Source organism: Muribaculum gordoncarteri, assembly GCF_004803695.1.
In the GTDB taxonomy this organism is placed as follows: Bacteria; Bacteroidota; Bacteroidia; order Bacteroidales; family Muribaculaceae; genus Muribaculum; species Muribaculum gordoncarteri.
On record NZ_CP039393.1, the window covers coordinates 2,853,411 to 2,879,295 of the forward strand.

Sequence of the window (25,885 nt, forward strand, 5' to 3'; positions counted from 1 at the left end):
TTATTTACAAAGATATTAAATTATATTGAATATCTATTAATAACACTACACCAAAATCACCGTTGAAGATGTTAAAAATTAGACAGGTCGGCAATAATCGCTTAAAAACGCGTGCCAATGTTTAATGTGACTGAATTATTGGAGTTGACAAATGTGTAGGAGCTTTTATAATATATGTGTCCGTCATATCGCCCTACGAGCGATGCATAAAGGCTCCTGTGGTTGTAGACAACCGACATCATAGCGCGCACATTGGTTGAAAACATGTCCTTGCGCCCTTCGGTAGCGCCTTCGTAGGAGTGGCGGTAGCCTATCGACGGCAGAATCGTGGCATTTATCAGCCACCGCTTGGGATGTAGCACCCAGTTATAGGCATAACCGCCTATAAGACCATAGTCGGTGTAGTGAAAGCGATACTTTTCATAGTCGCCCGGGAGCTTTTCGAGCATTTCGGGTGGAAGTCCCGAGAAATCGATGTTGATGTTCTGATGGGTCACCGCCGCGCCGGCAATCCACGAGCCAGCGCTTCGCAGCTGATACTTGGAGTAGCTGTAGGCAGCCGCCTGCGAATAGCGGGAATGGTTGAAGAAGTAGTATATGTCGCCTCCCACCGATGACAGCGACACATCGTCGAAGCGCTGCGACAGGTGCTCGCCCTTGTTGTAGTCGCCGAAGCGCGTTATGCGGGTACCGCCCGAAGTCGACGACAGATTCAGGTTGGCCGAAAACAGGGCGCAGCAGAAATTGAAGTCGAAGTTATGGTGATTGGCCACAGGATGACCGAATACATCGTTGGCATTAAGGGTGTAACCCACGCTCACGGCCATGAACGACAAGTAAGCACCGACATCGCTGAACACATCCGACACCATGTTCACCCTCATCTTGTGAGGGAATAGCAACGTATAGTTCTCCATCCAGTTGTAGCTCTTCAATCCCGCCTTCCAGTTTTTTCCGGCACCCACAACGTAATCGGGGTCATAGCTGTTGAAGGTGCGATCGCCCCAGTTGTAGACACCCACACACCATCGCCAGAATCCCGGATAGTCGATGTCGGGGTCGTTTATGTGAAATCCGTTATCGATCAGCTGACGATACCACTTTGCCGTGGGTGCCGAAAGTGTGTCAACCGAAGTCGAATCGGGCAAAACGCCGTCATGCGCAACGGCACCGGCCGAGCACAGCACAGCCAATGACACGAGAGTCAACCTAAGCCGGAGCAAGAGTGGGTTCATCAACTATAACTATATTAACGTAATGCAAAAATAGCACTATTAATCGACAGCGCGCAATTCAAGAGCTATAAAAATATTCCGCCCGGTAGCAAAAGCCGGACGGAATAAGAGGTTAACGCAACCAACAATCAATACATGGGCTTGAAGGGTTCCGACGACTTAAGACGATCGGTGACATCACCAATCATCACGCTCGACTTGGATGTGTCAAGCTTCATGACGGGAGCTCCGGGACGCAGGTCACACTTCTTAAGGTCGATGTAGTATATACCGGGGTTGGTCACAATGTCAAAGTAGTAAAGACGGTCGCGCAGATTGGCAAACGAACGCCACTGAGTCGATGACACATTGGGCTCGCCTTCGATACGATAGGTGTAAGGCACTGAAACGTTGACCAATATGCTTCGTATTATGGCAAGTCCGAGGTCAGAGTCGGCGGTTTTTTCAACATGGCCGTCAAAAAAGTATCCGCGTACAAAGCGGTCGGGGCTCTTTACAGTTCCGGGAAGCATGTTTTCGCCGCCAACCTTTATCCAGTACTCGTTGATAGCCTGCATTTCGGGATAGGGAGGATCGTTTGTCATCGCCTTCATATCCTCACCCTCGTAAACCTTTATGGCTCCGTGGTCAAACTCAAGAATAGCGCTACGGCCCTGAGCATCGGTGATGCCCCAGTGTAGAGCCGACACCGTTCCGCCGTCGAATGTAGCACCCGAGATGTCGAAGTTGTGCTCCTTAAGCACCTTTACCACTTCGGGAGTCGTTGCATTCATGTCGAGCAACCAGGCAACAAACACGGCAAGCGACATTCCGGGACGGCCGGCAGTCGAGTCGTTGTTGTAGACCGTTCCCTTGCAGAACAGGCCGTTTATGGCAAGTCCCATCTCGTTCATGCCCTCGGTCACGCCTCCGTCGTAGCCTACGGCATATATGGAACCGTAACGAGAAGTCCATTTCACTACGTTATCTCCGACATTGCCAACCTTGGCCATTCCACGCGGATAGACATACAGGTTGGTGGGTATGGGAGTTTTCCAATCAAGCGAACGCCCCACTATGCGAAGAGAATCCTCGCCCACATAAAGGATGCGGGAACAAGCATCGGCGCGAGGTGCGGTCAACGACGCCATCATAGCCGCAATACAAATAAAGAATCGGAGTTTCATTGTCAAGACATTTTAATACTTACGATTAAAAACGCTTGAGAGGATTATTAAGTTCGGGTGTCATAACAGCCGTATAGAAAATTTTATATCACAAAATTTTAACGAATTTATGTAATAAGGAACTTTTATTATATCTTTGTCGTTGGAAACAAAGAAGATTCTCATCAACGACTTCGATGCCTCAAGTATGAACTATACATTATTAGACTTTTTAGCTCTCCTCGGTTCCGTCGGTTTGTTCCTCTACGGAATGAAAGTGATGAGCGAAGGCCTCCAGAAGGCTGCGGGCGACCGCTTGCGTAACATCCTTTCGGCAATGACCCGCAACAGATTCACAGGTACATTGACCGGTTTTGCCATCACCGCCCTGATTCAGAGCTCGTCGGCCTCCACCGTAATGGTAGTCAGCTTCGTAAATGCAGGCTTGATGACGCTGGCCCAATCAATGGCGGTCATCTTCGGAGCAAATGTGGGTACGACATTCACGGCATGGATCATAGCCCTGTTCGGATTCAAAGTCGACACATCGCTCTTCATCCTCCCGCTCATAGCATGTTCCGTCCCGTTGCTCTTCTCAAAGAAAAGCCGCACCAAGTCCATAGGCGAGTTCCTGATAGGATTCTCATTCCTCTTCATGGGTTTGGACATGATAAGCGACTATGTCCCCGACCTTCAGAGCAATCCCGAAATGTTTGCCTTCCTCGAGCGTTACGCATCGATGGGCTTCACTTCAGTGCTGCTGTTCCTGCTTGTGGGTATAATAGTCACGGCAGTCATCCAGTCGTCGGCGGCGACATTCGCCATAGTACTTATAATGTGTACCAAGGGATGGATATCATTTGACCTTGCCTGTGCCGTAGTGCTCGGCAGCAACATAGGAACCACCATAACGCCGCTGCTCGCGTCAATGAGCGGAAACGTTGCGGCAAAACGAACGGCGATGGGACACCTGCTGTTCAACGCCCTCGGCATAATATGGACTTTGTGTGTATTCTATCCGTTTGTCAACCTCAACGTGTGGATAACCGAAGCCCTCGGACAAGGCAATCCGGAAACTCTGTTTACCTACGTGAATACTCTCGAAGATACACAGCCCGACATATACAACCAACTCTTTGCCGGCAGTCTTCCGGCAGGACATGAAGTGCTGGCCAAGATCGCCATGATGCAGTTCAGCGTGTCATTCGGCCTCTCAATGTTCCACACCGTGTTCAATCTCATCAACCTTTCGATAATGATATGGCTCACGGGAATGTATGTGAAGATTGTCGAGAAGCTAATCCCCGCAAAGCACAAGGAGGACGAAGAGTTCCAGCTCAAATTCATATCGGCCGGCTTGCTCAGTGCTTCAGAACTCAACATAGCCCAGGCCGAGAAGGAGATGACCGTATATGCCCAACGCGTACAGCGCATGATCGACATGGCGGAAAACCTCGTACACTCCAAGGAGAAGAGCGAGGAGTTCTCGCAACTGTTCTCGCGGCTTGAGAAATATGAGGAGATTTCCGACCGCATGGAAATCGAAATCGCCAACTACCTCAACCGATGCGCCGAGGGGCGACTCTCCAATGAAGGTAAACTCCACATCGCCGCGATGCTCAACATCGTCAGCGAAATCGAGAGCATAGCCGACTGCTGCTTCGGATGCGCCAAGATACTCATACGCAAGCAGGAGAGCGGTGTCGACTTCACCGAATTGATATACAAGAACATCGACACGATGTTTGGCTACCTGAAAGAGGCTATGACCGACATGATAGAGCTGCTCAGCGATGTAGAAAAAGCAAGGGAAGTGGCCATCATACGCTCCTACAACAAAGAGCGTGAGATCAACAACCTGCGCAATCAGCTGCGCACCAACAATGTCGAGAACATCAACAACAAGGTGTACGAGTATCAGTCGGGCATATACTACATGGACATTATCAACGACCTCGAAAAGATGGGCGACTATATAATAAATGTAGTAGACACGATTCGCGACCATTTTCGCAAGCATGTTGCTTAAGTAATTACATCTATGTGGCAATACCGTGACTGATGTTACGAATTGCCATTGTAATGTGATATAAGGGTTAAAAATGTGCTACAATGCGGTTACTAACATTGTAGCACATTGCTTTTACCGTTATCTTTGTCATATCAGTCATGCGAAATCATCTCAACATTCATGAAAATGCATCCTATTATGAAGCATATAGAATCAACATCCGAGCAACCGTGCCGCATACTCATTGCCGACGATGAGCCGCTGGTGTGTGAACTTATGCAATTCAATCTGGAGAAAGAGGGATTTGAGGTTGATGTGTTCCGCAATGTCGATGAGGCTTATCAGGCCGATCTCCCCAACTATAATCTGTTTATAATCGATGTGATGATGAACGACATGATGGGCATGCATTTTGCGCATCACCTCAAGCAGACAAAGAGCACCACATCGATTCCACTGATATTCTGTACGGCCTGCGATGGCGAAAATGACATCATCAACGGCCTTAACTCGGGCGCCGACGACTATATCCTGAAACCCTTCTCGATGAAGGAGATGATAGCCCGTGTTAACGCAGTGCTGCGCCGCCACCGCATGAGCCCCCCACCCCGCCGGCAAAAGTGCTTACCTGCCGTGACATGAGAATCAACATCGACGACATGACCGTGTACATCGGCGACAAGCTGATTGACCTCACCAACAACGAATTCTATCTGCTGACACTCTTTGTCAACAACCGCAACCGCCTTTTCAGCCACAACGAGATCATAGACACGATATGGCCGGGTGAAATGCCGGTGAGCCGACGCACTATAGACATAAACATAGCCCGACTGCGCAAGAAGCTCGGCAGCTACGCCGAACAGCTGGTCGACCGCCCGGGATTCGGTTACGGATATGTTGAGTGAAATGCTTCCCACATGCTATATAGCCGGGCGCAACGAAGCCGGCTGCGACGAAGCGGGACGAGGATGCCTTGCGGGATCGGTGTATGCCGCCGCAGTGATACTCCCCGACGACTTCCACCATCCGCTGCTTAACGACTCAAAACAGCTTACCGAAGCAAGGCGCGAGAAACTGCGCCCCATAATCGAGGCCGAGGCCGTTGCCTGGGCAGTGGGCATAGTAACTCCTGAAGAGATCGACCACATAAATATACTCAGGGCATCGATACTGGCAATGCATCGCGCCATAGATGCATTGAGCATAAAACCCGGTGCAATAATAATCGACGGGAATCGATTCTCGGCCTATGGCGACATCCCTTTTCAAACTTTTGTCAAGGGCGACGGACGCTTTGGCAACATAGCGGCAGCGTCAATTCTCGCCAAGACCCACCGTGACGAGTACATGAGAAACCTGCATGAGCAATATCCGCAATACGGATGGAATGTTAACAAGGGCTATCCCACCCGCGCCCACCGCGCAGCAATAGCCGAATACGGTCCCACGCCCTACCACCGCATGACCTTCCGCCTCCTCGACCCCCAGCAGCTCACCCTGTTCTAAAGCCGTTAACACATTTTAAGCGGGGCGGGGCGATTATCGTAATATACTGTAATCCATTGTTGTTGATTTGCTGTTTTTGTTAAAAAGCAGTATATTTGCATCGTCTCTATTTTTAAGAATTAGTTTACAATCAACATGCTAAAACGACTGAATCTAATCAGAACGGCGGTGATGGGTATTTTCGGAACCGTCGCCGTATGGCTCAATGCCGCACCTACAGGTACCATGACCACAGTCACTCCCGACGGCAACTGCGTAGTAGTCCGTGCCTTAAGCGACAATATAATCAGAGTAACCAATGCTCCCCGCGGCGTGAAACCAAGCCACACTCAAGCTGCCTCCATGAAGGCTGAAAAATTCAACGGTAAAATCGTAAAAAACGGCTCACAAATCGTGATGACACTGCCTTCGGGTCTTGAAGTGTCGCTCAACACTGCGAGCGGCGCAACATCGTTCACCGGAGGAAAAGAGCGACTGCTCTATGACTCGGGAGTGAGGACAACAGCATCGGACGGACGCAAATCAATGTCACTCGTGCCGGCCAAAGGCGGCTCATTCTACGGAGCCGGAGAACGCGGCCACAGCTTCAACATAGAGGGCGACACACTGGTGATGTATAACCGTCAGAACTACGGTTACGGCGAAGGCGATCCCCGCATAAACCAGATGAATATATGCATCCCGCTTTTTGTAAGCAACCAGGGTTACGGCGTGCTCTTTGACGACTATGCCGCAGCGGAACTGGTAATGAGCGATCCCATCACATATACCACCGAGGCCGAAGCCCCGATATCATACTATTTCATATACGGAGCCGACAATCTTGCGTCGGTTACCCGTGAATACACCCGACTTACAGGCCGACAGGAGCTGCCTCCTTTCTGGTCGCTCGGATACATAACATCGAAATACGGATACCACAACGAATCGGAAACCCGCGGAGTGATCGACACGCTCAAGAATGCCGGATATTCGGTTGACGGGGTGGTGCTCGACCTATACTGGTACGGAAAGGAAACCGACATGGGACGGCTCGAATGGAACAAGGAGCAGTGGCCCGATCATCGCAAGATGCTCGCCGATCTTAAGGCTCAAGGAGTCAACACCGTACTAATATCGCAACCCTACATCAACAAGATAGGTGCAATTGACAACTACAATCAGCTTGCCGAAAAAGGCATGCTCACTCATGACGCACAAGGCAAAATAAACGATGTCACCACTTGGGTGGGCGAGGCAGGAATGTTTGATGTAGCCAATCCCGACACACGCCGCTGGCTGCGCGAGCGTTACCGCACACTCACCGATGAAGGTGTAGGCGGATGGTGGGGCGACCTCGGCGAGCCCGAAGTGCATCCCGAAACCATAGTACACGCCAACGGAGAGAAGGCGCGTCAATACCACAATGTCTACGGCAATGTATGGAGCTCAATCATATATGACCTATATAAGGACGAATACCCCGACACACGACTGATGACGCTCATGCGAGGCGGAACTACCGGCCTGCAGCGTTACAGCGTATTCCCGTGGTCGACCGATGTGTCACGCTCATGGGCAGGCCTGCAGCCTCAAATAAAGATAATGCTCAATTCGGGCCTTAGCGGATTGGCATACATGTCACATGATGTGGGTGGATTCGCAATCGACAAGGAGAATCCCATTGATCCCGAACTATATGTGCGCTGGCTCCAGCTCGGAACATTCTCCCCCATTCTCCGCACCCACGCCCAGGAATTTGCCGAGCCTTACCACTATCCCGAATATGCCGATGAGCTGCTCGACTTGGTAAAAACTCGTTACCGTTGGTTGCCTTACAACTATACGCTTGCCTACGAAAACGCTTCGCAGGGATATCCGATGGTGCGTCCTCTCAACTTCGACACACACGGAGCCACACCCTACGATTCGATAACCGATGAATACATGTGGGGCTCCGAGGTGCTTGTGGCACCCGTGCTGCAACAAGGCGCCCGCAAGCGCGACATCGTAGTGCCCGACGGCACATGGATCGACTACAACAACCCCGATGTCACCTATCACGGGCCATCGAAAATAAGTTACGACGCGCCCCTCAACGTATTGCCGATGCTCATTCGCGCAGGAGCTTTCATCCCTCAGGCCGATTACGAGATGGACAACACGGGCGACTACGACGCATCGCGATACACAGTGCTTTACTATCCGCGAAGCAATGTGACGAGCGACTACGTGATGTTTGAGGACGACCGCAAGTCAACATCGTCACTTGACAACGGAGAGTATGCCCTGATTACATTCCGCGGGGCGGCATCGAAGTCATCGATAACCGTCGACATCGATATGTCGGGCGATTATCCGGGAATGCCAACCGAAAAGACAATCACACTGGTTCTGCCGGGAATCAAGAGTTCAAATATAAAATCAGTTACCGAAAACGGACGAGTTCGCACGATAACTGAATCAGCCGACAAATACTTCACTCTTACGGTGACGCTTACGCGCAACGAGCCGCTGAAAATAGTATTGTCACTGTAAAAAATAATTCTTGTCCTGAACCAAATTTTTAATGCTATGTTATAATAGTACATAGCAAAATTACTTTTTCCATTGCAAGAAATGTGATAATGATTGGTTTATTATCAGGTAAGGGGATGCCGTGACGGCATTCCCTTACTTAATTTATGCAGCGCCCGCAAAATAAGGCTGACCTAATAAGAATATTGACAACATTTGGCTTGAGCCTGGGCCGATAACTGAATATGACAACCTTTAGCAAATAGTAGTTGATTAACAACTCGTTAGCTTAAAGGGGAAAGCAATCGTAAAATTGAAATATGTTGCGTCATCAGGTATTGCGATGAACAATCGCAACGTGATGGAAGTTATTTGTTGATAATGATTTTCACACACCTATTTCACTTACAAATTCTTATGGAAACGAAACACAACAAACCGAGCAGCGACTGGAGGTCGCTAACAATCTATCAGATTATGGTCGGCTCTTTCCTCCATGGAGAAGGGGGTGCTGAAGGCTATGACAGCCTTTGGGGGCCGGCTGGGGAACGTAAAGACGGTAATCTGCAGGGAGTAATTCAGGCACTTGACCATATCGTACGCATAGGCGCCAATGCTATATGGTTAACGCCGATATTCGACAGTTCGGAGGCCGACGGTGGTGAAAAGCTTCAAGCCACAGGCTACTTTGCCAACAATTATTTCAAGATTGACCCGCACTTCGGCACCGAGGATGACTTAAGGGAGCTTGTTGAGAAAGCCCATGAGCGCGGCATATACGTGTTTCTCGACGGTGTATTCGGCCATCATGGAGGCGTGAATGAACCCTCGCCATCGGGTTTTCAGATTGACTCTACGCCCTCACTCAGCGACAGAGGCGAAGACGGAGGCACGGGAAATGTAAAGTATCCCGAATCACTCGATTATTTCAAGGAGGTTGCCACCTATTGGATCGACAAGTTTGACATCGACGGCTGGCGATTTGACCAGTCCTATCAGCTGTGCCAGAACGGCCATAACTACTGGTGCGAAATATCCCAAGCCGTGAGGGAAATTTGCGACAAACGCCGTAACGAAGGCAAAGAATGGGGCATTCTCGGATACATGGTAGGTGAGGACTGGAGCGATGCAGGAAGCATCAGTTCAAGAATATTCCGCGATGGAGGCTTAAAAAGCGCATTTGACTTCGACGGCAAACAGCTTATCAGCGGTTCGATGAACGGTGACGACTACGGCGGCCTTGACAACGGATGGGACGACATAATGAGAGTGTACTCATCGCCTGCCGATCGAGGTTATGCTCCCGACGATGTGTTGCCCAACCTGTTTCTGACCAACCATGACGGAGTGAGAGTGGCCGACAGCTTCTATGACGACAATAATGAGATAAATCTAATGACCCGATTTGCCATCCTTGCAGGATACAACGGGCCGATAACGCTATATTACGGTGACGAATTTGCCGACCTTTCGCGCGACTGCGAAGGAAGTCAATCGGACAACGCCTCACGCACATCGGGGCATCTGAAAGCCGATGACGACCGCGAACGCCGACTGTTTAACTACGTGTGTGACGCGATGACATTCAGGCGTGACAATCCGGCCATGTGGAGAGGTCGAAACGAATTTGACCGATACCGAAAAGATGATGCCGAGATTCTTGTAGTCATTAAAACGGACGACGAAACAGGCAATCGCGTGGCAATGATATTTTCAGACCGCGATGCCGATGTGACGCTGCCGGGGGAAGAGAATCCGCGAAAAGTGAGAGGCTATATCCCCGAGCTGATAAAACTCGCATGATACAATCCATTTAGCAGCACATGTTACAAATCACATAGTCGTCATAATGGAGTGAATTATATAACAAAAAAGGAAGCGAAAGAGGGTTGAAACTCTTTCGCTTCCCTTTTTCATTTGAATATATCCTATGAAACGAGGCAAATCAATAAGTAGGTTATTAGATGAGCAAGCGTGGGAGAGCAGTATATGCGATAGTTATGTGACTATTTATTGCAAAACGAATTGCCCAAAAGTCATAAAAGATCAGCTATATAAACGAATATCGGCCGTTAATAGTGTTGTGTTAGATTTTTGTCAAAATTGCTGTTTTAAAACCTATTAAAACAATATTTTAATTAGGGATATTCAGTTAATGGCTTGATTTATCAAGCTGAAAATGGAGCGTGGTCGCCCTATGGCGGTGCTGTTTTGATTATGAGGGCAAATTTTCAATTCTCGGCGATAAAATATGACATTTCGGACAAATAGGGATACACTGATTCGCCTCCGATGTGCTTCGGAGATGAGATGACAGTATGATTTTTCACGCTCGCTGTTTTTGTAACTGCTTCTCTTTTTCTTCGATGGCGAGTTGTCGGGCGGCAAGTGTTGCGGCGTTTGCCATGTGGATGCCGAAAAAGAGCAGCAGGGTTTCGCTGCGGGAGTTGCGTGCCGCTATCCGGCCAACGCTGTAGTGTTGTTTCTGATTACCGAAACTGCCCTCCATGGCGGTAGAGCGCAGTGTCCCGATTATTCGTCGGGCTGTGCTTATGTCAGCATCTTCATCCTTGGGCTTCGGGCCTTTGCGGACAAAACAGGTCGTCATGCCGTTTTCGGTGCAATACCGCCGGTTGTCGTTGTTGGCATAGATGGTGTCTGCCCCTACCCTGGTCACTTTGATACCGGTCAGTTCCTGTTGATATTCAATACACTCCTGTAATCTCACGCCCTCGTTGAAGGCTTCGAAGGAATGGTGTTCGATGAATGAAATTCCGTCAATCTGGATGTTGTTGACCTTGACTCCGAACTCCACTCGCTTGTTCTCCTTGCCTCTGACAATAGGACGGATGTACGGACGGTCTATGCTGACGATACGGTGTTTCACCTCCTTTTTCTGAGCAAGTGCGCTCTGCTGGCGATACACCTCTTTTAATGCACTGAGACGCTTGCTTTGCTCTGCGGTGAGCGTGATGTCAACGGTGTGTATCTTGCAGATTCTGTTCCATTGACCTATCTGTTTGGAAAGCAGGCCGAGCAATCGACGGCGGAGTTTGGCGGTTGCCGCCCTGGTGTGCTTGCGATGCTTGGCATAGGTGAGTCTGTCGCGGTCAATATCACGATACTTGTTGCGTGGCAACCGTTCCTTCAACGCCTTGCAGGTCTTTTTTATAAGTGATTGAATCCACTCGCAGCATTCCCACAACAGCTTTACATCTGTCGGGAATCGCAGATGGCTCTCGTAACAGGTGGCGTCGGTCAGGCACAGGTTCTTGTCTTTTAACAAACCGCCCCACTTGTCATACAGCAATTTCTGTAGTTCTTTGATATCAAGAGCTCCGGCTATACGCTGACGGATAGCACTGACTATCTTGCCGTTCTTTATGGGGTTGGCCGGATCTATGAGCACCCCGCAGAACATCTGTATGTGTATACTGCCGTTGAGCATCTCGATCAGGCCGTCATCCGACTGTCCGGTATATGGCTTGAGAAACATCAGCGCCACCTCTCCCTCCGGCGGGAACATCGGAGTGTTGCCCTGAGGATGCGTTTTGGGAAAATGCGAACGGATTTTCTCTGCCAGTTCTTTCAATGGCAATTGCGCATGGATGCGCCCGAGCTCGCTTACGGCAAAACTCTCGCGATATTTTTGCATGAAATCGAACTCGGTAAACGGCAACGTGGCCGTAATCTCGGATATTTTTCGTAACTTCACGTACAATTATTTTAAGAATTACCCCCGAATAAGCCCGTGATGGGTCCATCGGGGGTTCATTGTAAAGTTACAAAATATCTACGACTTTGGCAAACAATTAGTTGGCAATTAACTGAGTATCCCTAATTAATAAGTGTTAAATAGCTTGGTGCTGTATTAAATTAAATGCAACTTTGTACTATATATAGAATTGTTTTGATTCCAGATGAAAAGTTATGATGACAAAACCACTCTTCTCAAAAAGCTCACTGACGCGGGCATAAGACCGTCTATGCAGAGGCTTGAGATTTTAGAATTTATATCCTCATGCGATAGTCATCCTACTGCCGATGAAATATATTCCTTCATGCATCAGAATAATCCAACACTATCACGCACAACGGTATTCAATAGCGTAAAATTGCTCGCTGAGAATGGCCTTATAAACGATATCAACATATCATCCGGATCCACCAGGTACGATTCAACACTAAATACGCCGCACGCACATTTTATATGTCGCACCTGCAAAAAAATTTTTGACATTCCACTTGATATGTCGATATTGACAGTCCCTGCCGATTTTTTGTGTGATAACATAAATGTATATTTTAAAGGCGTATGCCCGGAATGCAGCAAAAAACAAATATAAACAGTTTAATAACCAAATAATAATCAAGAAAATGAAAGATTTAAAAGGAACAAAGACCGAGCGTAACCTTCAGGAAGCATTTGCCGGTGAATCAATGGCACGCAACAAGTATTCGTATTTTGCATCAAAAGCACGCAAGGACGGTTACGAGCAGATTGCAGCAATCTTCGAGGAAACTGCAAACAACGAAAAAGAGCATGCTAAACTATGGTTCAAACTGCTGAACGGAGGCGAAATCTCGGACACGATGGACAATCTGCAAGCTGCAGCGCAAGGAGAAAACTATGAATGGACCGAGATGTATTCAAAGATGGCTGAGGAGGCTGAAGCCGAAGGATTCCCGGAAATAGCTTATCGCTTCCGCGCTGTCGCCGCGATAGAAAAGCACCACGAGGAACGCTACCGTCGTTTGTTGCAGAACATTGAAGAAGGCATCGTGTTTTCACGCGAGGGCGACACTGTATGGATTTGCCGTAATTGCGGACACATACACATCGGCAAGAAAGCCCCTGAACTCTGCCCCGTATGCCATCACAAGCGCAGCTTCTTTGAAATAGAGGCAAAAAACTATTAATGCCGGAAGCGATGGACAGCAATGCTCTATATAACATAACTTACGGACTATATGTTGTCGGATGCTATTCCGACGACAAGCCCGCCGGTTGCATTGTCAACACCTGTTTTCAAGTTACAAGTGAAAATCCTACGCTGGCAATTTGTCTAAACAAAAAGAATTACACCCTTGACTGTATAAAGAAGAATCCAAAATTCTGCATATCAATCATATCAGAAGATACTGATCCTATGATAATCAGCTCCTTCGGATTCAGGTCATCGCGTGATGCCGACAAATATGCCGACTTCGGATATGTTGACCTTGACGGTGCTCCGGCTGTCAAAGGCAACTTCTGCGGCCGTCTTGTTCTGGATGCCACTGATTTCATAGACTGCGGAACGCATGTCATTGTCATAAGCAAACTGAAGGATACGCAAGATGGAAGCGGCGCACCCATGACATACGAGTATTACCACAAAGTGATAAAAGGAAGCGCGCCCAAAAACGCCCCCACCTACCGTAGCGAACAGGAGTCGACTACAGTGACCAAGAAAGATGTGCGCAGATTCAAATGTGACATATGCGGCTATGAGGTAGAATCGGAAACTAATCTTCCTGACGATTTCGTATGTCCGATATGCGGATTCGACCGCTCGCATTTCAAAGAGATATAATCGAGCAATCGACCGACAGTCGAGCGGAGCTTCACAACTACTAAAGATTTTCTTTTCCTGCAGTCGATGATTCCTGCAGCGAAAAGAAAATCTTTTTGTCAGTAGGATTTCACAAAATCCTAAGATAGCAAATCAATCATCGTATCAAACGGTGTCATATTCATACCGGGGGCCGATATATCAGCTTCCATGCCTATGGGCCACACTTGGTTATCCTGATTTGGCCCGAAATTAAAAATACCCGTCGGCATAAAATATATAACGCCTTTTCTCACAATCTCCATAACCGGCCGATAGGTTTGTGTAAGGCTATCATAATCGGAAGTAGCAAAAAATGCAGCTACGCCAAAACTGTTGGTCAAGTCAATCACATTGGTTTCTATGCCGTAATGTTGGGCAAGTCCGATATAATTGACAGCCAAACCGCCCTCAATCTCATCCTTTATTTCAGGATTGTCATTAAGGATAGTCTTGAAATCTTCTATCTGCACAAGCCGTTCCAACTTCTGCGAATCGCTCCATTTCCTGCGATAAAGCGATGGCAGACAACGCTCATAATAAGAGCTTTGCCCTCTATATAACGGCTGAAATGGAGTGGGCGATGCCACGACATGGTTATCATACAATGTCATTACTTCAAAATGAGGTGCCGCATACCATCCAATGTCCCAGCCCTTGGACTTTATATAGTTGAACACTTCAAATACATCCTTAAAGACATATCCATCGGAATTCACATCTTCATCCGAAGGCATCGAAGGGAATTTATCGTTCATCATAATATGCAAATATAAGCCCTGCAAATGAATTTATTGCAATACAATCACACAAAAAAATAGAGGCAGTTCATTTTGACACTACCTCCTACGCATTAAAAGCCTGACGATTTTATATCAATACTTCTCTTTATTTAATGATGTTTGAGAACCTATCTATCAATCAGTTGCATTATCGATTTATATAATATAACAAATCTATTTTGTCATAAAAGGCGATGGAATGCTATTAATTCTATGAATTTATTATTCAGGCATTATTGATGACTAAGATTGCCGGATATTCCAGTCCAAACTATTCCAATTTTTCAAAATTGGAATAGTTTGGAATAGTTTTAGAATTACAATAATTCCTTTTTTTGCCAATCATATCTCGTTTGGATTAAATGAGTTTCATCATCTTGTAAACTTTCATAATGCAGCGGGAAGCGAAGCTACGAGGTTGGACGTTTGCAATAAAAGTATACAAAAAGCGATTGACAAGTTTATCTATTCGCTTGCCAATCGCTTGTATTTAAGCTGTTTATATCTTAAAATCGAGTTGATTTTATATCAATATTCCTCCTCTTTGAAAAGTTATACACATACTGATTATAAGTGTAATACAAAATAAGTAGTGTAAAGTGGACAAACAAATTCGGCATGGACAAACAAACGGTAAAACAAAAAGAGACAAGCACTTCAATCGGCAAATATAATTAAGTTAATATGCGGAAACACAATGCTATAGATTATTATTTATCGCAAATTTGGATAAATTACGACAAATTGCTATATTTGTATTCTAAATAAACATATATGATTGAACAACCTCCATTTATTACGCAGGACATAGACACTTCATTGGATAATGAAGAATTGAAGAATCTTATTTCCTCAATCAACAGTCGCTATCTTTATTGGAGTGATGTCAAATATCGTATGCCTTCAGGCATGACGGGCATTGAATTATGGAGCAAGGTCAAATCAGTGAGAAATCTAACGGATGTCAAAATTTGGCCTCAGAATAACATACATTTCTCTCTGACAAATACAATGCAGAGGTTATGTCACGAGTTTGACATGAATTTTGGAGGCTCATGGGGTGCTTCCAGAATATTCCCTGACGACAAAACTACCCAGGAACTGTATCTTATCAGTTCTATAATGGAGGAGGCCATTGCCTCAAGCCAGATGGAGGGCGCCTCCACAACGCGTGAAGCTGCAAAAGAGATGCTTCGGAAAAAAGTATCTCCCAAAGATAAGAGTCAGCGCATGATTCTCAACAACTACAATACAATCAATTTCATTCGCGATCATGCTAAAGAAAAGTTGACTCCGGCATTAATAATGCAGATACACGGCATGATGACAGAAAATGCACTTGATGTTCCAGATGCCGCCGGTCGTCTAAGGCGAGATGATGAAAATATTGTAGTTGGCAACGGCATAACTGGAGAAATCGTGCACACTCCACCATCGGCAGAGTGTCTGAATGAATTCTTGGATTGTTTATGTACTTTTTTCAATGATGAGAATACCGGAATTTTCGTTCATCCGATAATCAGGGCTATAACAATACATTTTCTTGTTGGTTATTACCATCCTTTTGCTGATGGCAATGGTCGCACCGCAAGAGCTCTGTTCTATTGGTATATGATGAAGTCAAACTATTGGCTTGTGCAGTATCTGTCTATTTCACGTATCATAAAAGGCTCTAAAAAATCTTATGAAAAAGCATTTCTTTATTCTGAAGCAGACGGTAATGATATAGGATATTTCATACAATACAATCTGGATGTGCTCCTAAAATCATTTGACGCATTGAGCCGATACATCAAACGGAAGAATAATGAGAAAAAGAAAGCCGAGAAACTTTTGCATCTTGGCAATATTACAAAACGCCAATCTCAAATCTTGAGTTTATGTATTGAGAATTCGGACATCGTACTTGTCTCGACCGATATTGTTGGCAAATTTGGAGTAACTCCCAACACAGCAAAATCAGACTTAAGAAAACTGACCGAAAAAGGCTACTTGAGTGAAATCAGTTTGAACGGTAGGACAAAAGGTTATATACGCTCTGCTAATTTTGAACAACTTATAGGCAAAATCAAATAGAACATTCATATCAATTTATCGCAATTTATCGCAATTTACGATAAGTTACGCGTTAATTATTTAAGACACAGATACATATCGCACAAATAATGCCAAAACGCATATACCCTCGAAAATACTCTCCCTCTTTTGGGCAGACAAATTTCGGTGTCTGACGGCATAAAATCTAATGGAAATAACAATGGCCAAACAAATTGCATTTTGCTTGGCCATTGATTATAAGTTGTTTGCGTCAAATTTCCGATCAATATTCTTCCTCGTTGAAGAAGAAGTCCTCTTTGCTGGGGTAGTCGGGCCAGATATCTTCGATGCATTCGTAGGTTTCGCCTTCATCTTCCATTTCCTGAAGATTTTCGATTACTTCAAGCGGCGCTCCCGAACGCATTGCATAGTCAATAAGTTCTTCCTTGGTTGCGGGCCAAGGTGCATCTTCGAGCTTTGATGCAAGTTCCAATGTCCAATACATAGGCCTATTTAATTTTATAGTTATTAGAAAGGTAGAATTAGTCTGTCTATTGATCAACTAACAATTCTTATCCCAAAATATTTCATCAAATTGATTGGCGACATTGTTAAAACGTGCAAACACAAACAGGAAGTCGCTTAATCGATTCACAAATTTCAATACATTGGGATCGACATAGGTAGTGTTGGAAAGGGCAACTATGCGACGCTCGCAGCGACGGCACATTGTGCGGCACACGTGAGCGACTGCCGAGCGATGTGTTCCTCCGGGCAATACAAACGATGTCAACGGGGGCAACTGCGCATCCATAACATCGATTGAGTTTTCGATACGCTCGATGTCCTCATAGGTCAATCCGTTGCAGTGGGTTATGGCATTATCGACATTTGGAGTCGCAAGATATGCGCCTATGTTGAATAGCTTGTTCTGAACAAAACGGAGCAGGTCGACATATTCAGACTGAAGATTGGGGATTGCAATCAATACGCCGAGGTTGGCATTGAGTTCATCAACCGAACCGTAAGCCTCGATGCGTATGTCGGTTTTCTTCACTTTTTGTCCGCCAACGAGCGAAGTCACTCCGAGATCGCCCGTACGAGTGTATATCTTACTTTTAGTCATAACGTTAAAAGTGTTTTTGATTTGTAATGGGCGGCAAAGGTAATCAAAAAAAGTGACAAATACAATAAATAATCGTCTTGGATTTTTTTAACTGTTGTCGGAAACTTATTTGCCCTAACTTTTGTATCTTTACAAAAGTATAATTCATTTTCGACTATTAAATTATGAGCGACCAACTGAAAGTTTATTGTAAGAATATAGAAGAGTATATTCCGTTCAAGGGCGGCGACACGCTTATGGACATATACAACACCATCGCCGACCGCATTCCCGAGCGTCCGATATGCGCTCATGTCAACAACAAGACCGAGGACCTGCAGTTTCCGTTGTTCGCTCCCAAGCAAGTCGAATTCCTCACCCGCCAAAGCCCTTCGGGACATCGTGTCTACGTGCGCTCGCTGTGCATGATGCTTTACAAGTCGGTAGTCGACCTGTTTCCGGGCGTCAGGCTCATAATCGAGCATTCCATATCGCGCGGTTACTACTGCAGGCTTACAGGTGACATAACCGTAAACGAGGATGTAGTCACGCGACTAAAGGCCCGGATGACCGAACTCGTAAAGCGTGATATAAAATTTGAGCGCAAGGAGCGTCTTACATCCGATGTTATAAAGATATTCGAGAAGCAAGGGCTTGACGACAAGGTTAAGCTGCTACGCTCCATCCATGAATTATATACCGTATATTATCGCCTCGACAACGTGTGCGACAGCTACTATGGCAATCTCGCGCCGTCGACCGGCATGCTCAACATATTTGACCTCCAATTGTATAAGGAGGGATTCCTGCTACTTGGAGCCGACAGCAGCAACCCGTCAATGGCCGCGTCACCAATAGTACAGGAGAAGATGTATCACGCATTCACCGACTACCTGGCCTTCAACCGAGTGATCGGGGTCGACAACGTGGGTGAACTAAACGAAGCTGTGGCCAGCAAGGAGTCGGCCATGCTGATAAATGTAGCCGAAGCACTGCATGACAAAAAAATAGGACGAATATCCGATGACATTTCACGCCGTTACGCCGAAGGAGGCGCAAGGATCGTACTCATCGCCGGACCGTCATCATCGGGAAAGACCACATTCACCAAGAGGCTTGCCATACAACTTATGACCAACCTCCTTGAGCCTAAAATGATATCGCTCGACGACTACTTTGTCAACCGCGAGGTTACACCGCGTGACATTGACGGCGACTATGACTACGAATCACTGTATGCCCTCGACCTCGAAACATTCAACCGCGACCTCAACGCTCTTATTGCCAGCGAAGAAGTGAATCTGCCCACCTATAACTTTGAGCTTGGACATCGTGTGTACAAAGGGAAAAAGCTGAAACTTAACAGCAATTCAGTGCTGCTAATCGAAGGTATCCACGGCCTTAACCCCGAACTCACGGCCCACATCGACGCCAAGATGAAATACCTCATCTATGTGTCGGCACTGACCACACTGTCGATCGACGACCACAACTGGGTGCCTACAACCGACAACCGACTGCTGCGCAGAATAATACGTGATTACAAATACCGTGGTGTTAGTGCCACCGACACCATAAAGCGATGGCCAAGCGTGCGTCGCGGCGAAGAAAAGTGGATATTCCCGTTTCAGGAAAACGCCGATGCTATGTTCAACTCCTCGCTAATATTTGAGCTCGGCGTAATGAAAGAGTTTGCCGACGACATTCTCAACGGTGTTCCACGTGACATCAGAGAGTATGCCGAAGCCTACCGCTTGAGGAAATTGCTCAGCTACTTCACGCCCATCACCGACAGGCTTATACCGTCGACATCGCTTCTGCGTGAGTTCTTGGGAGGTTCTTCGTTCCACTATTAACGGAGCGAAGCCTCAAAGAAGTGCCACATGGCCACAGCCGCGCTTACCGATACATTGAGCGAGTGCTTTGTGCCAAACTGGGGAATTTCGATGCACACATCGGCGGCATCCACAACCGATTGTTCCACACCCTTGACCTCGTTGCCGGCAACAATAGCATATCGGCGACCGGGCTCGACCGTCATCTTCTCAAGCGACACGCTACCCTCGACCTGTTCGAGCACACACAGTGTGTAGCCCTCGGCCTGCAATTCCTTCACAGCCTCAAGAGTGTCCTTACAGTATTGCCAATCGACCGAATCCTCGGCACCAAGGGCGGTCTTGTGAATCTCGGGCGAAGGAGGACAGCCCGTGACACCGCACAGCAGTACCCGCTCAACCTTGAAGGCGTCGCAGGTGCGCAATATCGCGCCCACATTGGTAAGACTCCTCACATTGTCGAGCACCATTACAAGCGGAAGCTTTTCGGAAGCTTTGAATTCTTCGGGGGAGATGCGGTGCAAGTCCCAAATGGTCTTCTTTTTCATCTTGCCCGCAAAGGTAGCTAAAATCTACCTCTTAGGCAAAAATAGCCGTTACAAGCTACTGAGGCTTGGCAACCCGCACTATGTAGCAGCTGTCGTTATCCTCTACATAATCGACATTCAACCCGGCATGCCTCAGGTCATCGGCAAGCTCATCGGCCGACACAAGGAAATGACTGTGAACATGGTTATGCTGTCGCTCATGGTGAATGGAATTAATCTCCTCCTTGCTCGAAGGAAATGCAATCACGATGCGTCCGCCGGGCATCAGATTTCCTTCATAGAGTCGAGCCACCGTAGCCACAGGATCGTCAAGATGCGGAAGCATGCAGAACATCATTATTCGATCGTAGGCACCAAACAACCTGTCGCGCTCTATATTTCCCAAAATAAACCTTGCCTTTTCGGTCGACGAGAATTTACGGTGAGCCACCTTAAGCATCTCGGTCGACATGTCATAGGCATCGACCCATCCGTTTTCGGTAATTTTTTCCACAACATAGGGGATAAGCACTCCCGTTCCGGTTCCACAGTCAAGCACAACATCATCAGGCCCGATACCGGCCTTGTCGATGATGTGGTTTATAGCTTCGACATTATATGTGTTTATCTCATCCCATAACTCGGCTACGGAATCAAAAAAATCAACATTATTCTGACAGCTCATAGTGATATGCTATATAATTTTACTAACTTTAAAACAATTTTATAATTTTAATTGTTCATTGTTAAAACAACGAACCCTAAATATTTACCCAAATCCCAAATCAATGAGAAATCAATTATTGTCGATTGTGCTTTCGGCCTCAAGCCTTGTCACATTTGCCGGCTCGTTAAATGACACAATACCGCTGCATGAAGTCCAATTCATACAGCCCGGCAAAACAAATATCGAGCTTATTCCCCTGAACTCAATGCGCATAACAGCCGAACAGATAAACCGAAGCACCGAAACATCCCTGCTTCCGGTGCTTGTCAACAAAGTGCCCGGACTCTTCGTCACCGAGCGAGGCATGGCCGGATACGGAGTTTCAGGCGGCTCGGCCGGAACAATCAACATACGCGGTGTGGGACAAGGCAACAAAGTGCTGTTTATGATCAACGGCCTACCCAACTGGGCGGGAATATACGGACACTCGCTCGCCGACACATACACAACCACCGAAGTTGACCATCTGGAGGTGGTGCGCGGCCCGTCATCGCTGCTCTACGGCTCAAATGCAATGGGCGGCTCGGTCAACATCATAACCCGCGACCAGGATCGAAACGGATTTCAAGGAAGAGCCCGCATGATGTGGGGCACTCACGCAACACAACGTTACGGCATAAGCCTCGGTTACCGTCACAATAAATTCCAGGCTACAGCCGGAGCTCAATACGACCGCTCCAAAAACAATCGCCCCGGAAGCAACTTCTGGCTTGCCAACGAGGTGGCCCAGATACGCTACAATGCATCCAAGAACTGGAACGCAGGAGCCAACATCAACCTCACGCAAAGTTTAGCCCGAAATCCGGGTGCAACCAACGAACCGCTGCTGTCGATGTGGACTCACTTCTTCCGTGGCACAGCCGCGTTATATGCCAACAATGTGTATGACCGGTTGAGAGGCGGTGTTCAGATGTACTACAGCTGGGGACAACATTGGGTCGATGACGGATATGCTCCCGATGCCGAACCGTCGGACTACATTTTCCGACTATCCGACTTCAACCGCGGATTTACCGCTTACGAAACATTGAACCCGTGGACCGGCAGCGACCTAAGCCTCGGATTTGACTACAAGCAATACGGAGGCCACGCCTGGAACGACCTTGATGAAGGAGGCCGGGAAGAGATAATCGACCGCAAGGAAACCGAAGTAGCAGGCTACCTGATGCTCCAGCAGCAACTGTGTGAAATGATGTCGGTAAACGCCGGAGTACGACTCGAGCATAACACTCAATTCGGTAACGAATGGGTACCTCAGGCCGGATTCATATTGCATCCCGTGCTCAACAACACCGTGAAGTTCTCGTTCAGCAAAGGATATAGGGCTCCAAACCTTCGCGAGCTCTACCTCTACCGTCCGGCCAATCCCAACCTCAACCCCGAATACATGTATAACTACGATGTCGAAATACGCCAGCGACTGCTTGACGGACATCTCGACATGGGGCTGTCGCTATTCTTCATCGATGGAAAAGACATGATACAAACATCGATGGTCGACGGCCGTCCGCTCAACGGCAACACCGGATCGTTCATCAACAAAGGCGTGGAATTTGACGCTACATATATAATCAACCGTCAATGGAACGCCAACGCCAACTACAGTTATCTGCATACATCAAAACCCCTGCTGGCCGCTCCCCGCAACAAGTTCAACGCGGAGGTCAACTACAATCCGGGGCAATTTGAGTTCACCGCCGAAGTACAGTCGATATGGGGGCTGTACACCAATGTCACCTCAGGCACCAAAAACGATTACACTCTGCTTAATCTACGTGCAGCCTATAATGTCGACATTGCCGGAATATGCGATGCCAAGATATTCGTAAAAGGCGACAACCTCACCAACAAGCACTATGAAATAAACGAAGGTTTCCCCATGCCCGGCGCAACCGTAATGGCCGGATTTGAAGTGAAATTCTAACCATGACATCAAAATCAAAGGAAGTCACTCTCGCATTTAAGCGAAGGGTGACTTCCTCGTTTATTATCGTTATGTGACGGCGGCAATCTGCGCTATAGCAACAGGGCATTGGCAGCCTCGACATCACGCGCAAGTTGCGCTTTCAATTCGTCAAGTCCTGAAAAGCGCATCTCCTTGCGCAGAAAAGCCATAAACTCAATGCGCATTTCCGTTCCGTAAAGATCGCCGTCATAATCAATTATGTGTACCTCAATGTTCACCGGTGAATCGCATCCGTCAACCGTAGGACGATGACCTATGTTCAATATTGCCCTGTGGCGACTGCCGTCACTTAGGGTGGCAAATGCGGCATACACTCCGTTACCCGGCACCAATATGGAATCACCTATCGGCTCTATATTAGCAGTAGGGAAACCCAATTGACGACCAAGTTTCTTGCCGTGTATCACACGCCCCCTTATCGAGTAAGGTCGGCCAAGCAGCTCGGCCACCTTCCCCACTTCATGCTCATGCAGTAACTTCCTTACAGTCGACGAACTTACCGAAGGTGTCGCCACGCTACGATATTCATCGGCGCATATTATCTCAACACCCTCCTCGCGGCCAATCCTGATGTAGTCATCCATGTCAAGGTTCCTCTCATGTCCGAAGCGGTTGTTAAAACCCTTCACCATGGCCTTTACCGAATAACCGTCGCGCAGCATGACAATGAAGTCGCGGGCTGACATGGAGCGCAACCCGTCGTTAAAGTCCATCACCACACAATCGGCTATCCCGGCATGGGAAAGCATCTCCAGCCGGTCGTCAAGCGTCGAAAGCATCTCCACACGTGAACCGGGATTCACCACCTTGCGAGGATGATTGCGAAACGTAATCACCGTAGGCGACAATCCCATCTCGTCGCCCGCCTGACAGAGCACATCAAGGAGATGACGGTGTCCGGCATGGACTCCGTCAAACATCCCCACGGCCGCAATTCTCGGCCGCGTCCTGTCATAGGAAGTCAGCAGATTCATCCTTAAGAGTGAGTCACAACCTTTGCCGACGGAGGCAGCTGGGAGTTACGCTCTTCAACCGCTTCAACAACCGAACGCCCGAGGTCGAGGAACGCCTCACCGGTTATGCTGTCGTTCAATGCGATGGGCGAACCGCTGTCACCACCTTCACATATTGTACCAACAATAGGTATCTGCGCGAGAAGCTTCACCTTAAGCTCTTCGGAAAGCTTGACAGCTCCATCGCGGCCAAAGAGATAGTAACGCTCGTCGGGGTGAGCGGCAGGAGTGAACCATGCCATGTTTTCCACGATTCCAAGCACCGGCACATTGACCTTTTCATCGGTAAACATGGCGATACCCTTACGTGCATCGGCAAGTGCCACTTCCTGAGGCGTACTTACAATCACGACACCCGTAACGGCAAGTGTCTGCACAAGAGTAAGATGTATGTCGCTCGTTCCGGGAGGCATATCGATGAGGAAATAGTCGAGTTCGCCCCAGTTGGCTTGAGTTATGAGCTGATTCAATGCTCGCGAAGCCATTGCACCGCGCCAAAGCACGGGGCTGTTACGGTCGACAAGGAATCCGATTGAAAGCACCTTCACTCCGTACTTCTCGATTGGAACTATGAGGTCATTTCCATCGACTGTTTCCATATATATGGGCTCGTCCTCGACTCCAAACATCTTGGGAACCGAAGGCCCGAATATGTCGGCGTCAAGCAATCCCACCTTATAGCCGAGGCGCGCCAAGGCCACAGCCAGATTGCTCGCAACGGTCGACTTGCCCACTCCGCCTTTACCCGACGACACACCTATGATGTTTTTAACACCGGGAAGCGGATTCTCTCGCGGTTCGGGAGCTGTGTGACGGAATTTCACCGCAATGTTTCCCTTTATCTCAACTTCAGGCGAGATGTAGGTATTGATAGCCGTTTCGGCAGCCTTAACGAGCGACTTCACAAAGGGATCGGTCGACTTGTCGAAAATCAGTGAAAAACTCACCTTGTTACCGTCGATGCGAATGTCGTCCTCCACCATTCCAAGTTCGACGATGTTCTTGCCGTTACCCGGATAACGCACATTGGTAAGCGCGTCAAGAATAAGACGAGGGTATAATGTTTCCATATCTATGATGTTATTTTATTGTTTTATGAATCTTATTTTTCACTTTGACTCCCCTTAGGGCGCACTTCGGGATTGTTGCACAGTTCGGGACATTGAAGCTCACCGCGCGAGAAACTTCGATAAGTGTCGTGCTCTATCTCCACATCGGGCTCCTGCAACGGAGTTTCACGGTCAAGCTTCCACGCTATATACTTTATGGTAAGTCCGCGGTCGAGCCACTGCTGCTCATAGAAAGTGCGTATGCCGAGTATGTCACCGCCCACCGAAGCGTCATGATACAAGTCGTCGGTATCGGTAATCACCTCAAAACCGTTGAGCTGCGTCATCAATCGCGTATAGGTATAAAGGAAGGGGCTGTCGCTCTTAAGGTTTATCATGCCCCCATCCTTCATCACCTGCCGGTAAAGTCCGAGAAAGCGGGTTCCGGTAAGACGCTTTGTCACCTTCTTCATCTGCGGGTCAGGGAAGGTAATCCATATCTCGTCAACCTCATCGGGCGCGAAAAAGTAGGGTAGCAACTCAATGTTGGTACGCAGAAACGCGGCATTCTTCATTCCGCGTTCACGCACCTGACAGGCGCCGGTCCACATGCGGGCGCCCTTTATATCGATGCCTATGAAATTGCGGTCGGGAAACCTTTCGGCAAGTCCTACCGTGTACTCACCCTTTCCACAACCCAATTCAAGCACAATTGGGTTGTAATTATGAAAATAGTCGCGCCTCCAGCTGCCCTTCATCGGGAATCCCGACTCTTTAAGCACACCAAACGGATATTGGAACACGCAATCCATCGTGGCCATGTCGTTGAATTTCTTTAGCTTGTTCTTGCCCAT

The 25,885-nt window shown here is 47.7% G+C and carries 23 protein-coding genes; 12 read left to right on the forward strand and 11 right to left on the reverse strand.

Going from position 1 to position 25,885, the window contains the following annotated elements; translation table 11 throughout:
- Nucleotides 1-101: 101 nt before the first annotated feature.
- Together E7746_RS12490 and E7746_RS12495 are read right to left on the reverse strand one after the other, a co-directional pair.
- Nucleotides 102-1,235, reverse strand: a complete 1,134-nt coding sequence (locus E7746_RS12490) for a DUF4421 domain-containing protein (protein ID WP_136411013.1) — start codon at nucleotides 1,233-1,235, stop codon at nucleotides 102-104.
- Nucleotides 1,236-1,363: 128 nt separating this feature from the next.
- On the reverse strand, nucleotides 1,364-2,401 hold the full coding sequence (locus E7746_RS12495) for a linear amide C-N hydrolase (RefSeq protein ID WP_136411014.1): 1,038 nt from the start codon (nucleotides 2,399-2,401) through the stop codon (nucleotides 1,364-1,366).
- A 187-nt stretch (nucleotides 2,402-2,588) separates the two neighbouring features.
- Between E7746_RS12495 and E7746_RS12500 the strand changes: the two genes are divergently transcribed.
- The 6 genes from E7746_RS12500 (at nucleotide 2,589) to E7746_RS12525 (ending at nucleotide 10,199) form a co-directional block, all read left to right on the forward strand.
- Nucleotides 2,589-4,409 (forward strand): Na/Pi cotransporter family protein, encoded by a 1,821-nt coding sequence (locus E7746_RS12500; RefSeq protein ID WP_136411356.1) that lies wholly within the window; start codon nucleotides 2,589-2,591, stop codon nucleotides 4,407-4,409.
- A gap of 180 nt (nucleotides 4,410-4,589) precedes the next feature.
- Nucleotides 4,590-5,033, forward strand: a complete 444-nt coding sequence (locus E7746_RS12505) for a response regulator transcription factor (protein WP_168184384.1) — start codon at nucleotides 4,590-4,592, stop codon at nucleotides 5,031-5,033.
- Nucleotides 5,030-5,299 (forward strand): winged helix-turn-helix domain-containing protein, encoded by a 270-nt coding sequence (locus E7746_RS12510; RefSeq protein ID WP_136411016.1) that lies wholly within the window; start codon nucleotides 5,030-5,032, stop codon nucleotides 5,297-5,299. The genes E7746_RS12505 and E7746_RS12510 overlap by 4 nt, the downstream gene beginning before the upstream one ends.
- A 1-nt stretch (nucleotide 5,300) precedes the next feature.
- Entirely contained in the window at nucleotides 5,301-5,900 is a 600-nt protein-coding gene (locus tag E7746_RS12515; RefSeq protein ID WP_136411357.1) for a ribonuclease HII, read from the forward strand.
- A gap of 135 nt (nucleotides 5,901-6,035) precedes the next feature.
- Nucleotides 6,036-8,417 (forward strand): TIM-barrel domain-containing protein, encoded by a 2,382-nt coding sequence (locus E7746_RS12520; protein WP_136411017.1) that lies wholly within the window; start codon nucleotides 6,036-6,038, stop codon nucleotides 8,415-8,417.
- A 396-nt stretch (nucleotides 8,418-8,813) separates the two neighbouring features.
- Entirely contained in the window at nucleotides 8,814-10,199 is a 1,386-nt protein-coding gene (locus E7746_RS12525) for an alpha-amylase family glycosyl hydrolase (protein WP_168184385.1), read from the forward strand.
- Nucleotides 10,200-10,722: 523 nt separating this feature from the next.
- Here the strand turns inward: E7746_RS12525 and E7746_RS12530 are convergent.
- On the reverse strand, nucleotides 10,723-12,111 hold the full coding sequence (locus E7746_RS12530; protein WP_136409462.1) for a DDE transposase: 1,389 nt from the start codon (nucleotides 12,109-12,111) through the stop codon (nucleotides 10,723-10,725).
- 205 nt (nucleotides 12,112-12,316) lie between these two features.
- On the opposite strand from E7746_RS12530, the gene E7746_RS15390 reads away from it, so the two are divergent.
- The 3 genes from E7746_RS15390 to E7746_RS12545 are packed head-to-tail and all read left to right on the forward strand — an operon-like array spanning nucleotide 12,317 to nucleotide 13,972.
- The gene (locus E7746_RS15390; RefSeq protein WP_136411019.1) at nucleotides 12,317-12,742 is read left to right on the forward strand and encodes a Fur family transcriptional regulator; all 426 of its coding nucleotides are present in this window, start codon (nucleotides 12,317-12,319) and stop codon (nucleotides 12,740-12,742) included.
- Between the two features lie 31 nt (nucleotides 12,743-12,773).
- Nucleotides 12,774-13,316 carry a rubrerythrin gene (gene rbr, locus E7746_RS12540; RefSeq protein ID WP_123394897.1) on the forward strand — a complete coding sequence of 181 codons (543 nt, stop codon included), beginning with the start codon at nucleotides 12,774-12,776 and terminating at the stop codon, nucleotides 13,314-13,316.
- 11 nt (nucleotides 13,317-13,327) lie between these two features.
- A complete protein-coding gene (locus tag E7746_RS12545; RefSeq protein ID WP_168184386.1) occupies nucleotides 13,328-13,972 on the forward strand; it encodes a flavin reductase in 645 nt (214 codons plus the stop codon).
- A gap of 119 nt (nucleotides 13,973-14,091) precedes the next feature.
- Here the strand turns inward: E7746_RS12545 and E7746_RS12550 are convergent, their stop codons facing one another.
- Nucleotides 14,092-14,751, reverse strand: a complete 660-nt coding sequence (locus tag E7746_RS12550; protein ID WP_136411020.1) for an FRG domain-containing protein — start codon at nucleotides 14,749-14,751, stop codon at nucleotides 14,092-14,094.
- A gap of 795 nt (nucleotides 14,752-15,546) precedes the next feature.
- Between E7746_RS12550 and E7746_RS12555 the strand changes: the two genes are divergently transcribed.
- Nucleotides 15,547-16,848 carry a Fic family protein gene (locus E7746_RS12555; RefSeq protein ID WP_136411021.1) on the forward strand — a complete coding sequence of 434 codons (1,302 nt, stop codon included), beginning with the start codon at nucleotides 15,547-15,549 and terminating at the stop codon, nucleotides 16,846-16,848.
- A 244-nt stretch (nucleotides 16,849-17,092) separates the two neighbouring features.
- Here the strand turns inward: E7746_RS12555 and E7746_RS12560 are convergent, their stop codons facing one another.
- Nucleotides 17,093-17,314, reverse strand: coding sequence for a DUF2795 domain-containing protein (locus E7746_RS12560; protein WP_008863178.1), 222 nt, complete (start codon nucleotides 17,312-17,314; stop codon nucleotides 17,093-17,095).
- Nucleotides 17,315-17,371: 57 nt separating this feature from the next.
- Entirely contained in the window at nucleotides 17,372-17,935 is a 564-nt protein-coding gene (locus E7746_RS12565; RefSeq protein ID WP_136411022.1) for a cob(I)yrinic acid a,c-diamide adenosyltransferase, read from the reverse strand.
- A gap of 164 nt (nucleotides 17,936-18,099) precedes the next feature.
- Here E7746_RS12565 and E7746_RS12570 point away from each other — a divergent pair, with 164 nt between their 5' ends.
- A complete protein-coding gene (locus E7746_RS12570) occupies nucleotides 18,100-19,770 on the forward strand; it encodes a nucleoside kinase (protein ID WP_136411023.1) in 1,671 nt (556 codons plus the stop codon).
- On the opposite strand, the gene E7746_RS12575 is transcribed toward E7746_RS12570, so the two are convergent.
- The gene (locus tag E7746_RS12575; protein ID WP_136411024.1) at nucleotides 19,767-20,297 is read right to left on the reverse strand and encodes an RNA methyltransferase; all 531 of its coding nucleotides are present in this window, start codon (nucleotides 20,295-20,297) and stop codon (nucleotides 19,767-19,769) included. The two genes, E7746_RS12570 and E7746_RS12575, sit on opposite strands and share 4 nt — an antisense overlap.
- A 55-nt stretch (nucleotides 20,298-20,352) precedes the next feature.
- Entirely contained in the window at nucleotides 20,353-20,961 is a 609-nt protein-coding gene (locus tag E7746_RS12580) for a class I SAM-dependent methyltransferase (protein WP_136411025.1), read from the reverse strand.
- 103 nt (nucleotides 20,962-21,064) lie between these two features.
- On the opposite strand from E7746_RS12580, the gene E7746_RS12585 reads away from it, so the two are divergent.
- Nucleotides 21,065-22,927, forward strand: coding sequence for a TonB-dependent receptor plug domain-containing protein (locus E7746_RS12585; RefSeq protein WP_136411026.1), 1,863 nt, complete (start codon nucleotides 21,065-21,067; stop codon nucleotides 22,925-22,927).
- Between the two features lie 92 nt (nucleotides 22,928-23,019).
- Here E7746_RS12585 and ribF read toward each other — a convergent pair whose 3' ends face one another.
- Genes ribF through trmB form a run of 3 tightly spaced genes read right to left on the reverse strand, consistent with a single transcriptional unit; the run spans nucleotide 23,020 to nucleotide 25,885 of the window.
- Nucleotides 23,020-23,943 (reverse strand): riboflavin biosynthesis protein RibF, encoded by a 924-nt coding sequence (gene ribF, locus E7746_RS12590; protein WP_136411027.1) that lies wholly within the window; start codon nucleotides 23,941-23,943, stop codon nucleotides 23,020-23,022.
- A gap of 2 nt (nucleotides 23,944-23,945) precedes the next feature.
- Nucleotides 23,946-25,052 (reverse strand): Mrp/NBP35 family ATP-binding protein, encoded by a 1,107-nt coding sequence (locus tag E7746_RS12595; RefSeq protein WP_123394882.1) that lies wholly within the window; start codon nucleotides 25,050-25,052, stop codon nucleotides 23,946-23,948.
- A 32-nt stretch (nucleotides 25,053-25,084) separates the two neighbouring features.
- Nucleotides 25,085-25,885, reverse strand: a complete 801-nt coding sequence (gene trmB, locus E7746_RS12600) for a tRNA (guanosine(46)-N7)-methyltransferase TrmB (protein WP_136411028.1) — start codon at nucleotides 25,883-25,885, stop codon at nucleotides 25,085-25,087.

Bases quoted from the DNA above. Each gene is read 5' to 3' on its own strand.
- E7746_RS12490 (WP_136411013.1), bottom strand. From the start codon at position 1,235: ATGAACCCACTCTTGCTCCGGCTTAGGTTGACTCTCGTGTCATTGGCT.
- E7746_RS12495 (WP_136411014.1), bottom strand. From the start codon at position 2,401: ATGAAACTCCGATTCTTTATTTGTATTGCGGCTATGATGGCGTCGTTG.
- E7746_RS12500 (WP_136411356.1), top strand. From the start codon at position 2,589: ATGAACTATACATTATTAGACTTTTTAGCTCTCCTCGGTTCCGTCGGT.
- E7746_RS12505 (WP_168184384.1), top strand. From the start codon at position 4,590: ATGAAGCATATAGAATCAACATCCGAGCAACCGTGCCGCATACTCATT.
- E7746_RS12510 (WP_136411016.1), top strand. From the start codon at position 5,030: ATGAGAATCAACATCGACGACATGACCGTGTACATCGGCGACAAGCTG.
- E7746_RS12515 (WP_136411357.1), top strand. From the start codon at position 5,301: ATGCTTCCCACATGCTATATAGCCGGGCGCAACGAAGCCGGCTGCGAC.
- E7746_RS12520 (WP_136411017.1), top strand. From the start codon at position 6,036: ATGCTAAAACGACTGAATCTAATCAGAACGGCGGTGATGGGTATTTTC.
- E7746_RS12525 (WP_168184385.1), top strand. From the start codon at position 8,814: ATGGAAACGAAACACAACAAACCGAGCAGCGACTGGAGGTCGCTAACA.
- E7746_RS15390 (WP_136411019.1), top strand. From the start codon at position 12,317: ATGAAAAGTTATGATGACAAAACCACTCTTCTCAAAAAGCTCACTGAC.
- rbr (WP_123394897.1), top strand. From the start codon at position 12,774: ATGAAAGATTTAAAAGGAACAAAGACCGAGCGTAACCTTCAGGAAGCA.
- E7746_RS12545 (WP_168184386.1), top strand. From the start codon at position 13,328: ATGGACAGCAATGCTCTATATAACATAACTTACGGACTATATGTTGTC.
- E7746_RS12550 (WP_136411020.1), bottom strand. From the start codon at position 14,751: ATGATGAACGATAAATTCCCTTCGATGCCTTCGGATGAAGATGTGAAT.
- E7746_RS12555 (WP_136411021.1), top strand. From the start codon at position 15,547: ATGATTGAACAACCTCCATTTATTACGCAGGACATAGACACTTCATTG.
- E7746_RS12560 (WP_008863178.1), bottom strand. From the start codon at position 17,314: ATGTATTGGACATTGGAACTTGCATCAAAGCTCGAAGATGCACCTTGG.
- E7746_RS12565 (WP_136411022.1), bottom strand. From the start codon at position 17,935: ATGACTAAAAGTAAGATATACACTCGTACGGGCGATCTCGGAGTGACT.
- E7746_RS12570 (WP_136411023.1), top strand. From the start codon at position 18,100: ATGAGCGACCAACTGAAAGTTTATTGTAAGAATATAGAAGAGTATATT.
- E7746_RS12575 (WP_136411024.1), bottom strand. From the start codon at position 20,297: ATGAAAAAGAAGACCATTTGGGACTTGCACCGCATCTCCCCCGAAGAA.
- E7746_RS12580 (WP_136411025.1), bottom strand. From the start codon at position 20,961: ATGAGCTGTCAGAATAATGTTGATTTTTTTGATTCCGTAGCCGAGTTA.
- E7746_RS12585 (WP_136411026.1), top strand. From the start codon at position 21,065: ATGAGAAATCAATTATTGTCGATTGTGCTTTCGGCCTCAAGCCTTGTC.
- ribF (WP_136411027.1), bottom strand. From the start codon at position 23,943: ATGAATCTGCTGACTTCCTATGACAGGACGCGGCCGAGAATTGCGGCC.
- E7746_RS12595 (WP_123394882.1), bottom strand. From the start codon at position 25,052: ATGGAAACATTATACCCTCGTCTTATTCTTGACGCGCTTACCAATGTG.
- trmB (WP_136411028.1), bottom strand. From the start codon at position 25,885: ATGGGCAAGAACAAGCTAAAGAAATTCAACGACATGGCCACGATGGAT.